The sequence below is a fragment of the Pyramidobacter sp. CG50-2 genome (assembly GCF_003612005.1).
GTDB lineage: Bacteria > Synergistota > Synergistia > Synergistales > Dethiosulfovibrionaceae > Pyramidobacter.
This window is the reverse complement of sequence record NZ_RAWT01000026.1, coordinates 22,374-33,129: the sequence shown is the minus strand read 5'-3', so window position 1 is coordinate 33,129 and position 10,756 is coordinate 22,374. Positions and strand designations below refer to the sequence as shown.

The 10,756-nt window shown below is 62.1% G+C and carries 9 protein-coding genes; 3 read left to right on the top strand and 6 right to left on the bottom strand.

Features of this window, described 5'->3' with window-relative positions; genetic code table 11:
• Positions 1–339: 339 nt before the first annotated feature.
• The gene (locus D7D26_RS06945; RefSeq protein WP_120372553.1) at positions 340–1,431 is read left to right on the top strand and encodes a PTS transporter subunit IIC; all 1,092 of its coding nucleotides are present in this window, start codon (positions 340–342) and stop codon (positions 1,429–1,431) included.
• A 138-nt stretch (positions 1,432–1,569) separates the two neighbouring features.
• On the opposite strand, the gene D7D26_RS06940 is transcribed toward D7D26_RS06945, so the two are convergent.
• Genes D7D26_RS06940 through gyrA form a run of 4 tightly spaced genes read right to left on the bottom strand, consistent with a single transcriptional unit; the run spans position 1,570 to position 6,427 of the window.
• Entirely contained in the window at positions 1,570–2,349 is a 780-nt protein-coding gene (locus D7D26_RS06940) for an alpha/beta hydrolase (protein WP_078016791.1), read from the bottom strand.
• Between the two features lie 51 nt (positions 2,350–2,400).
• The gene (pssA, locus tag D7D26_RS06935; protein ID WP_120372552.1) at positions 2,401–3,159 is read right to left on the bottom strand and encodes a CDP-diacylglycerol--serine O-phosphatidyltransferase; all 759 of its coding nucleotides are present in this window, start codon (positions 3,157–3,159) and stop codon (positions 2,401–2,403) included.
• 31 nt (positions 3,160–3,190) lie between these two features.
• Positions 3,191–3,808, bottom strand: a complete 618-nt coding sequence (locus D7D26_RS06930) for a phosphatidylserine decarboxylase (protein ID WP_120372551.1) — start codon at positions 3,806–3,808, stop codon at positions 3,191–3,193.
• 3 nt (positions 3,809–3,811) lie between these two features.
• Complete coding sequence (gyrA, locus tag D7D26_RS06925) at positions 3,812–6,427, bottom strand: DNA gyrase subunit A (RefSeq protein WP_120372550.1); 2,616 nt, start codon at positions 6,425–6,427, stop codon at positions 3,812–3,814.
• Between the two features lie 191 nt (positions 6,428–6,618).
• Here gyrA and D7D26_RS06920 point away from each other — a divergent pair, with 191 nt between their 5' ends.
• Positions 6,619–7,323, top strand: a complete 705-nt coding sequence (locus D7D26_RS06920) for a DUF554 domain-containing protein (RefSeq protein ID WP_120372549.1) — start codon at positions 6,619–6,621, stop codon at positions 7,321–7,323.
• Between the two features lie 119 nt (positions 7,324–7,442).
• The gene (locus D7D26_RS06915) at positions 7,443–8,330 is read left to right on the top strand and encodes a DUF2156 domain-containing protein (protein ID WP_342447426.1); all 888 of its coding nucleotides are present in this window, start codon (positions 7,443–7,445) and stop codon (positions 8,328–8,330) included.
• Positions 8,331–8,679: 349 nt separating this feature from the next.
• On the opposite strand, the gene D7D26_RS06910 is transcribed toward D7D26_RS06915, so the two are convergent.
• Positions 8,680–9,759, bottom strand: a complete 1,080-nt coding sequence (locus D7D26_RS06910; protein ID WP_120372547.1) for an Ldh family oxidoreductase — start codon at positions 9,757–9,759, stop codon at positions 8,680–8,682.
• Between the two features lie 72 nt (positions 9,760–9,831).
• Entirely contained in the window at positions 9,832–10,740 is a 909-nt protein-coding gene (locus D7D26_RS06905; protein ID WP_120372546.1) for an NAD(P)-binding domain-containing protein, read from the bottom strand.
• Positions 10,741–10,756 lie beyond the last annotated feature (16 nt).

The following is a 10,756-nucleotide window of genomic DNA, read 5'->3' as shown; positions in this document are numbered from 1 at the left end:
GTGTTTCTTTGTATTCTACCGCAGGGAGGCTTTCTTGGGATGAACTTACTTTTCTGCGTTGCGGCTTTCTTCTTCTCGTGAGCTTAATGGCAATTTCCTCGAGTGGATTTTCGTAAGCGATTGCCCTGGGGCAGCCGCCGGACCTTTGAAAAAAGCCCTGGGCAATGGTAAAATCGCACCGGTTCCCGGCCGGAAATATCGAATGCGCTCCGCCCTTGCCACGGGGGCTGATAATGCGAGGCGGCGGTCGGTGAGAACCCTGACAGGACGATCGTCCCGGCCTGTCAGAACAGGTCGGGACGTTTGCTGTGCGAAAAAAATGAAAAGTGGGGAACGCAAGTGGAAAAGGTAAAACGATTTTTGCGCCGCAAGGACATCGAAATTTCGGTCAGGCGATATTGCATCGACGCGCTGGGAGCGATGGCGCAGGGACTGTTTTGTTCGCTGCTGATCGGCACCATCGTCAACACGCTGGGCATCCAGTTTCGGATTTCATGCCTGACGGAGCCCATCATCGCCATCAGAGGAACGGTCTACACCGTGGGCGGGCTTGCCTCGGTCATGAGCGGTCCGGCTATGGCCACGGCCATCGGCTATGCCCTGCATTGCCCGCCGCTCGTGCTGTTTTCGCTCGTTTCGGTCGGCTTTTCCGCCAACGCGCTTGGCGGCGCGGGCGGACCGCTGTCCGTTCTGTTTGTGGCGATCGTCGCGGCCGAGCTTGGAAAAGCTGTTTCCAGGGAGACCAAAGTTGACATTCTGGTTACGCCTCTCGTGACGATCGGAGTCGGCGCCGCTTTGTCCGCGTGGTGGGCTCCGGCGCTGGGCGAAGCCGCGATGAAAATCGGCAATATCGTCATGGTCGCGACGACGCTTCAGCCGTTTTGGATGGGGATCGTCGTTTCCGTCGTCGTCGGCCTGGCGCTGACGCTGCCGATCTCGTCGGCGGCGATCTGCGCGGCGTTGGGGCTGACGGGGCTTGCCGGCGGCGCGGCTGTCGCCGGCTGCTGCGCGCAGATGGTGGGCTTCGCCGTCATGTCCTTTCCGGAAAACCGATGGGGCGGCCTGATCTCTCAGGGGCTCGGCACTTCGATGCTGCAAATGGGCAACATCGTGAAAAATCCCCGTATATGGATCGCGCCTGTGGTTACCTCGGCGATCACCGGGCCGCTGGCGACGTGTCTTTTCCGGCTGGAAATGAACGGCGCGCCGGTATCCTCCGGCATGGGCACCTGCGGGCTGGTCGGGCCGATCGGCGTTTATTCGGGCTGGGTCAAAGAGATCTCCGGCGGCGCGCGCGTTTCGGTCACGGCAACGGACTGGATCGGGCTTCTGCTGGTCGCGTTCGTCCTGCCTGCGGTCATCTGTCCGCTCCTGAATCTGGCTCTGCGGAAGATCGGCTGGGTGAAGCCGGGCGATCTGAAACTGAACTGATCAAAGAACGTTTCGACGGTTCCCGGCGCCGGCAGCTCCCGGTTTACGTGAAGGCGGCCGATGAGGGCGGCCGGAAACGCGCCCCTCTTAAAACGGACGCAGGCGGCGCTCCCCCTTGGGGGAGCGCCGCCTGTCGTTTCATGACGCGGCGAACAGCTGCGGCACGCGGCGGTAGATTTCTTCGAGCGGGCGGCGCGAGGGCATCCCGTGCAAAAAGCGGAAGGAATGGTCGCTGCCGTCGATCTCGTAATATTTTTTGTCCGCTACGGCCAGCGCGTCGAAGATCCGGCGGCAGGAATCGCTCGGGAACGTGGCGTCCTCGCCGCCGCGGAAAACGCGCGCCCAGCGGACGTTCACGCCGCGTGCGGCCTGCAGGAGACGGTCGTTTCGTTCGAGGCTGCTCAGGATCGGCAGCTTGAAAATTTCTTTGTTCTCGGGAAAGACCGCGTCGCCGCTGCCGCAGAGGATCAGCCCTTCGATGCCGCTGGGCGCGGCCCCGCCGGTCATGGCGCCGCCGGCGATGAGCAGCGCGCTCAAGCCCCCCAGAGAAAAGCCCCAAAGCGTCAGCGGCAGGCTGGAGTAGAGGGCGCGCGCGGCTTCGTAGGCGTTGTAGAAGTCTTCGAGCTCTTCGGCGTAGGTCTTGCCGTCGAAGGCGTCGTAGATCCATCGCAACGGCACGTTGGCGTAGTCGTGACGGTTGCGCACTTTGCGGCTGCTCTCGGCGAGAACGGGCATGATGCGGTTTTCCGCCAGGGCGGCGCCGATGCGGGCGTACTTGTTGCCCGGTTCCGAACTGGCGTTGCTGTGGACGCCGTGGAAAAGGAGCGCGACCTTGCGCGGGCGGTCGATGACGCCTGTGGTCAGAATCACCGTCTTGTCGCCGAAGGTGCCGTCGATGTAATTCTTTCTCCAGCGCATGACACCGCCTCCTTGGACAGGATCAATAAAGAATAAAGACGAGAAGGGCGCTCAGCCGTTGTGTTCCTCCTGCTGCGGCTCGGGAAGGGACAGCCACGTTCCCCAGTCGAAACGGACGATGCCGCTGACCAGGTAAATGGAGATCAGGATCAGCAGGCCGCGCTGGCGGGCGGCGATGAACACGATGGCGGCGAAGGCCGCCAGGCCGTAAAGCTTGCTCTTGTTCATGAAGCCTTTTTTGATGGCTTTGAGATTCCCGTACGGCACCGACGAGATCATCAGGAAGCCGTCGACGGCGGCGAGAATGCCCATCAGCCAGGCGGGGACTTTGCCGATCAGCCCGGCCAGGACGATGGAAACGAGGAACAGGCCGCCGGCGGGAATGGGCAGGCCCTGAAAGGGGCCGGGGCGGTGCACGATGTTGAAGCGGGCCAGGCGCAGGGCGCCGCACAGCGCGAAAAACGCCGCGATCAGCGCGCCGACCACGCCGGGCAGGGCCTGCAACGAGGTAGAATAGACGAGGACGGCCGGCGCGACGCCGAACGAGACCACGTCGCCGAGGCTGTCGAATTCGACGCCGAAGTCGCTGCTTACGCCCATGGCGCGCGCGACTTTGCCGTCCATGAAGTCGAAGAACACGGCGCAGGGGATCATCCACGCCGCGGGCAGATAGTGGCCGCGGACGGTGAGGATCAGCGACAGCATGCCGCAGAGCAGGTTGCCGCTGGTGATCATGTTGGGGATGTTGTTGCGGATGGGGATCCCTCTGAGCCTCTTGCGGTAGTGCAGACGCAGTTTGATCTTTTTCATTGTTGGCCTCCTTTTGAAGATTGGCGCGGATTTATTTTTGGCCGCGGACGGCGATGACCGTCTGCCCGGCCGTGACTTTCTGGCCGATCTCCGCCGTGCATTTCAGCGAGAGGGGAAGATAAACGTCGACTTTGCTGCCGAACTTGATCATGCCGAAACGCTGCGCTCGTTCGAGCCGGTCGCCTTTTTTCAGGCGGCAGACGATGCGGCGCGCGACCAGTCCGGCGATCTGCGTCAGCAGCACGGGGCCGTCGGCGGATGAGTAGCCCACGTACATGCGTTCGTTTTCCAGCGACGCTTTATCGGCGTTGGCGAACCATTTTTTGCCCGGCGCGTACTCGAGGTATTCGATCGTTCCGGCCGAGGGCATGCGGTTCACGTGCACGCTGAAAACGTTCATGAAAATACCGACCTTGAGCGCCTTGCCCGTGTAGGGGTGCTCGGTCTCGCAGATCTCGATCACTTCGCCGTCGGCGGGGCTGACGAGTCCGTCTCCCTGCGGCGTGCGTTCGGGATCGCGGAAGAACCAGAACACCAGCGCCGCCAGCGGCAGCGTCACGATCAGCGTCCAGCGGCTCAGCCACGCCAGCAGCAAAGTGGCGGCGGCGACGGCGCTCATGAAGAAGGAGCCGTCGGGGGCGAATCTCATGCCTTAGTCCTCCTTTTCGGGCTCGCGGCCGGGATCGGCCGGAGCGGCGTCCGGCGCGTCGAGAACGGCGCCGGGAACGTCTTCGAATTCCAGACTGCCGGTGTCGTCATCGTCGCCGAAAGGCAGCGTCGGTTCGACGGGGCGCTGCGGGGCGGGCGCCGCTTCCGTGGCGCGAAGACTGCCGCTTTGGACGAGGTCTTCCTTGTGGATCAAAGAGACGTTGGCGACTTCGTCGCCGTTTTCGGGGCGGATCAGGATGGAGCCGGCGGCGTCGCGTCCCAGCTGCGGGATCGAGTCGACGGCGAGGCGGATGATGTTGCCGCCGGCCGTCATCAGCGCCACTTCGTCGCCGGGGAAGACGGTGTTGGCCACGGCCAGCCGGCCGGTGCGGTCGCCGATGCGCATGGCGCGCTGGCCGCCGGTGGCGCGGTGGTGGACCGAGAACTCGTCGTAGGATGTGATCTTGCCGATGCCGCGCTGGCTGACCAGCAGGATGCGGCTGTCGCCGGCGATGACTTCGCAGGAGATGATCTCGTCGTCCTTGCCGAGCTTCATGGCTTTGACGCCGCGGGCGGAACGGCCCATGGTGCGGATCTCGTCCTCGCTGATGCGCAGGCCGCGCCCCATGGCGCTGACGAGGAACAGGTCGTCGAGGCCGTTGGTGCAGCGGATGCGCGCGATGTCGTCGCCGTCGTCGAGCGTCATGATCTGGCGGCCGGCGCGCGTGAGGTTCTGCAGCTCGCTCTTGTCCATGCGCTTGGCGATGCCGCGGCGCGTGATCAGCACGACGGTGCTGCAGTTGTCGGGGAAGCGCCCGAGGATCTCCACGACCGTTTCGCCTTCGCTCAGCGAGATGAACTGTTCGACCTTGCGCCCTTTTCCGGATTTCGTCTCGGGGACCATGTGCCCCTTGATGGCGAAGACGCGGCCGCGGCTGGTGAACAGCAGCACGTCGTTGTGCGTGGTGGTGACGACCATGCCGGCGACCTGATCTTCCTCGTGCAGGTTGGCGCCGCGGCGACCCTTGCCGCCGCGGTTCTGCACGTTGTAGTCCTTGAGCAGCGAGCGGCGCAGATAGCCGTCTTTGCTCAGCGTGATGACGATGTTCTCCTCGGGCATCAGATCCTCGTAGGAGTCGGATGTGCTTTCGACGTGGAGCCGGATCTCGGTGCGCCGCTTGTCGCCGAACTTGTGGCGCAGCTCCGTGAGTTCGTCGCGGATGACGCCGTCGAGAACTTTGGCGTCGGCGAGGATCTCCTGGTAGCGGGCGATGTCGGCCAGCAGCTGCGCCATCTCCGCCATCAGCTTGTCGCGCTCCAGCCCGGTGAGGCGCTGCAGGCGCATGTCGAGGATGGCCTGGGCCTGCTTCTCGGAGAACTGCAGCTGTTCGATCAGGCCGCGGCTGGCTTCTTCGGCGGTCTGGGCGCCGCGGATGATGCGGATCACTTCGTCGATCATGTCCAGCGCGCGGCACAGGCCTTCGATGATGTGTTCGCGTTCCTGAGCTTTGGCGAGGCGGAAGGCGGTGCGGCGGCGCACGACGCCGCGGCGGTAATCGAGGAACACTTCGAGCATGCTCTTGAGGCCGAGCTCGACGGGGCGCTGGTCGACGAGCGTCAGGTTGATGACGCCGAAGGTGCTCTGCATCATCGTGCGGTTGTACAGCTGACGCTGCACCAGTTCGGGATCGCCGTCGCGATTCAGGTCGAGGACGATGCGCAGCCCCTGGCGGTCCGATTCGTCGCGCAAATCCGCGACGCCGTCGATGGAATGTTCCTGCACGCACTTGGCGATGCCCTCGATCAGCGTGGTCTTGTTGACCATGTAGGGGATCTCGGTGATGACGACGCTGGTCCGGCGTTTCCCTTCTTCGACGACGCAGCGCCCGCGGACGATGATCTTGCCGCGGCCGGTACGGTAGGCGTCGACGATGCCCTCGCGCCCCATGATGATGCCGCCGGTGGGGAAGTCGGGGCCGGGCAGGCGGTCCATCAGCTCGCCCAATTCCGCCTCCGGGTGATCGATCAGGCAGCAGATCGCGTCGACCACTTCGCCGAGATTGTGGGGCGGCATGTTGGTGGCCATGCCGACGGCGATGCCGGTGCTGCCGTTGACGAGCAGATTGGGTACGAGACTGGGCAGCGTCAGGGGTTCCTTCAGCGATTCGTCGAAGTTCGGTCCCCAGTCGACGGTGTCTTCGTCGATGTCCTGCAGCATCAGCTCGCCGAGTTCGGCAAAGCGGGCTTCGGTGTAACGCATGGCGGCCGCGCCGTCGCCGTCGACGGAGCCGAAGTTGCCCTGCCCGTCCACGAGCGGATAGCGGAGATTCCACGGCTGCGCCAGACGCACCATGGTGTCGTAGATCGAGGCGTCGCCGTGCGGATGGTATTTGCCCATGACTTCGCCGACGACGCGCGCCGATTTCTTGTACGCCTGATTGTGACGGATGCCCAGTCCCAGCATGCCGTACAGCACGCGGCGCTGCACGGGCTTGAGCCCGTCGCGGGCGTCGGGCAGCGCGCGGCCGACGATGACGCTCATCGCGTAGTCGAGATAGCTCCTTTTTATTTCCGGGACGAGCGGATTCGGTATGACCCGTCCCATCGCCTGTTCTTCCATGCTTGAACCTCCATTGACAGAAGCCGGGTGCGCTTCTTTTTTTCAAATCGCTCTCATGCTTTTAACCCAACCATTTTATCATCTTCAGCGGGGTTCTGCCCAATGATTTTAAATGGTTATATTTTGACGGAGCCATTTTCTTCGCCCGCGGTGATATAATGCACGTACTTGTTTTTGAGGGAGGTTTTCTTTTGGACCTGTGGCAGACGATTCCCCTGTACGGATCGGTCGTAAACGTGCTGGCGGTCGTGGCCGGCAGTTTGGCGGGCTACGCGCTGCGCCGTCGTGTCAATGAGGAGATCATGAGACTGCCGATGCAGTGCCTCGGCCTGTTTACCGTTTCCATCGGCATGGGCATGGCGCTGAAGACGCAGAACCTGCTGATCGTGGTCTTCAGTCTCTGCGCCGGTTCGATCGTCGGCGGCCTACTGGACATCGACGGCCGCATTGAACGCGCCGCCGGCGGAATACAAAAGCGCTTCAAGAGTTTGGATTCGAATTTTTCGCAGGGCGTCATGGCGGCGACGCTGATTTTCTGCGTCGGATCCATGGCCGTGCTCGGCTCTTTCGAAGAAGGGTTGGGCGGCTATCCGACGCTGCTGCTGACCAAGTCGATGATGGACGGCCTGATGTCGGTGGCGCTGGCGGCGTCGCTGGGGCTCAGCGTCGCTTTTTCGGCCGTGCCCGTGTTCGTCTATCAGGGCACGTTGACGCTCTCCGCGCGCTTCATCCAGCCGCTCATGACCGAAACGGCGACGGCGGAGATGACGGCGACCGGCGGCGTCATGCTCATCGGCGTCGGCCTGTCGGTCCTCGGCCTGGTCAAAATGAAGCTGATGAACGCGCTGCCGGCCCTCGTCGTCGCCGTGGCGCTGGCGCGGATTTTCCTGAGTTAGCGGAACTTTTTCTGGGCAAGAAAAAAGTCTGTCCCCGCAGTTTGTTTGACGGCTGTGTTACAATGAGCTTGTAATCCGACCGATTATATATTGAATGAAAAATTCGGAGGCGTTTTTCAGTGAACGAAATTTATAAACCTTTGGACGTGTCCCAATACGAAAAGTATAAAGAATTTTGGTTACGATGCGATGAATATTCGTCGGACATGAGTTTTGTGATCCTCTGGGCCTGGCAGGATTTCTTCGGCTACGAGGCGAGCTGGGAGCCCGAACTGATCTGGCTGCGCCAGACCAAGCCCGATCTGAAATGGCTGGCTCCCGCGGGCGACTGGCACCGCGCCGACTGGGCCGAACAGCTGCGGGCGCACGCGGGTGACGAAGCCGATTTCATCGACGTGCCCAAATCGCTCGTCAGGATCTGGCAGGAACAGTTGGGCGCGAAGATCGCGGCCGTAGACGACCGCGACAGCTACGAGTACCTCTACAACGTCGAAGAGCTGGCGACGCTGGCCGGCAACAAGCACATGAAGCGCCGCAACCGCGTCAACAAGTTCCGCCGCGAGTTCAACGCCCAGTACAAGACGCTGACGCCGGAGATGACCGAGGAAATCAAAAATCTGCAAAGATCCTGGACTCACGACGAGAACGAATTCATGACCAGGATGCTGACCGCCGAGGGCGAGGGCATCCTGCGCGTGCTCGACCACTGGCGGGAAATGGGCCTGATCGGCGGCGCCATCGAACTGGACGGCCGGCTGATCGCCTACACGCTGGCCGAACCGGTCACACCCGAGCTGATCATGATCCATTACGAAAAAGGCCTGCCCGAGTTCCACGAAGTCTATCAGGTCATCAACAAGGATTTCCTGTTCCACGACGCCCGCAGCTACAAGATCGCCAACCGCGAGGAAGACATGGGCGACCCCGGCCTGCGCCACGCCAAGCTGGCCTATCTGCCCTGCGGCTACGTGGAGAAATGCAACGTCCACTGGAACGCCAACGCCTGAACGATAAAAAACCGTCCCGAAGATCTCACGCAAGCTGAGATCTTCGGGACGGTTTTTTTATTTTTTGTCGAAGGACTTGAAATCCGTTGCTGCGCGCTTTGTGGATTTTCCTCGAGGCACTCTTGCTGCCTGGTGTCTCAGTCAAGAAATAGCATGAATCGTCGTGAGCACCATCTGCGGATGGTACGCGGGGCAGCCGATCTCTTGGCAACGGCTGGAGAGCTTGTCCAGGACGAGGGGGCGACGACGGAAATGAAATCCTTTCCCATGCCTCATTGAGCACAAGACGAATAGAAAGAGTCCGCTTCTTCCTCCTTCTTTGAGTTTTTGAGACAGACCCTTCTATGAATCAATTCGGTTGTTTTCCCTCCGCCGGAGCGAGGAATTCTTCCAGCCTGGCAGCAGAAATGTCGTCTATAACCACGCCGTCGTGCAGGGCCCGCTCGCGGGCTTCGCGCTCCTTTTCGCCGTGGATCCAGACGCGGCCGCGACCTTCGGCCGTCTCGCCGTTCCGTACTTCGCGGAGGATTTCGCCGATGTGGGCGCGCAGGGCGGTGGGATCGCCGAAGATGTCGAGGCGAACGGCCGAAAAGAACATGGCGACTTTTGCGCCGACGCCTTTTTCATACGAATGCAGGCTCCATGCGCCCATCGACAGCCCGGCGGAAAGCAGCTCGACAAGCAGTCCGAGGCCGTAGCCTTTGTGTCCGCCGGTGGCCTCCTGCGTGCCTCCGAGGAAGACGAGTCCGCCAAGTCCGGGTTCGGCTTTGTAGGCGCGCAGGAACTTGACAGGATCGCGCTGACTCTGCCCCCTGCTGTCGACGGCCCAGCCCTCGGGCAGAATCTTGCCGCGGCGGGCGTACACTTCGATTTTGCCGAAGGCGGCGGTCGTCGTCGCCATGTCGAGCAGGAACATGTTTCCATTCTCTTCGGGGATGGAGACGGAAATGGGGTTGGTGCCGAACATGCGGGTACGGCCGTTGGTAGGGATGGCGTTGCACCGCGTCGTGCAGCAGGAGCAACCGATCATTCCGGCCCGGGCGATGCGTTCGGTCAAGAGACCGGCCATGCCGTAGTGGCTGGCATTGCGCACGGCGCAGAAAGCCGCGCCGGTCCGACGGGCTTTTTCGATCAGGCGCGTCACGGCGAAATCGGCGATCAGTCCGCCGACGCCGTTGTGCCCGTCGACGACGAGTGAGACGGGGGTCTCGAAAGTAATCTCCGGCGCGCGCCCGGGATGGATAAAGCCGTTGTCCAGAAACTGACGGTACGGACTCAGCCGTCCCACGCCATGCGAGGGCACGCCGCGCGCGTCGGCCTCGACGAGAACGCGGGCGGTCAACGAGGCTTCTTCCTCTGAATAGCCGAAACTGCGCAGGATTTTTTTTGTTTTCAGCAGCAGATCGTTGTATGCATACACTGCGGACATCTTTATTCCTCCTGCTTTTATCTGTGCGACAAGGCGCTCCGGCTTGGCCGGAGCGCCTTGTGTCCTATGGGCCTAGTTGTAGTTTTTGCGGTCCATCAGCGCGAAGATCTCGGCGAGCGACTGGGGCGCCGCGCCGTTCAGCTCCTTGGCGCAGCCGAAGCTGGTGGTGTGCTCCATGCGCGCCTTGGCGCCGGCGGAAACGAGCGGTTTGACGCCGACCTGCCCCATCAGTTCCATCGCTTCACCCACTTCAAAGCCGCGGCGCTCGGAATGAACAAAGTCCGATCCGGCCAGGGCGACGACGAGCTTTTCAAACGGCTGCTTGGCCATCGTGGCGCAGATCGACTGCATGAAACGGTCTTCAAGGCCGCACTTATGAGCGAACGCAAGCGCCTCCGTCAGCAGCGCTTCCAGTCCCTTGGTGAAGACACTGCGCACCAGCTTGATGCGCGAAGCGTCGCCGGCTTTGGAACCTTCACCGACAAGCGTGATGTTCATGCCCCAGGGCGTCATCGAGTCGTGCCAAGCGTCCGAGCCTTCGCCGGAAGCGAGGATGGGGACCTTGTGACCGTAGCCGACGAGGCCGCCGAGCATCGCAGAATCCACGTAAAACGCGCCTTTTTCGGCAAACTTCTTTGCCTCGGCCGTCTTGATGTCGGGCAGAGCCGTGGTCACGTCGATGAAGTACTGTCCTTTGCGGGCCATCGGCAGCAGGCCATCGGCCGTGGAGGGGGTAAAGCGCGCGGGCACGGCGATGACGACGAAGTCGCACTTCTCGACAAGTTCCTTTGCGGAAGCGGCGGCCGTCACGCTGCCGGCGCTGGCGACGCGGTCGAGCACCGTTTTCTTGTAAGGACCGTCCGAGCCCATCGCCACGTCGTAGGCGAGAATTCCCGTCAGCCCCTCGTCGCACAGCCCTTTGGCCATGTGATAGGCGGCTTCGCCGAAACCGATATAACCGAGAGAAACATTCTGAGCCATGTGAAAAGACCTCTTC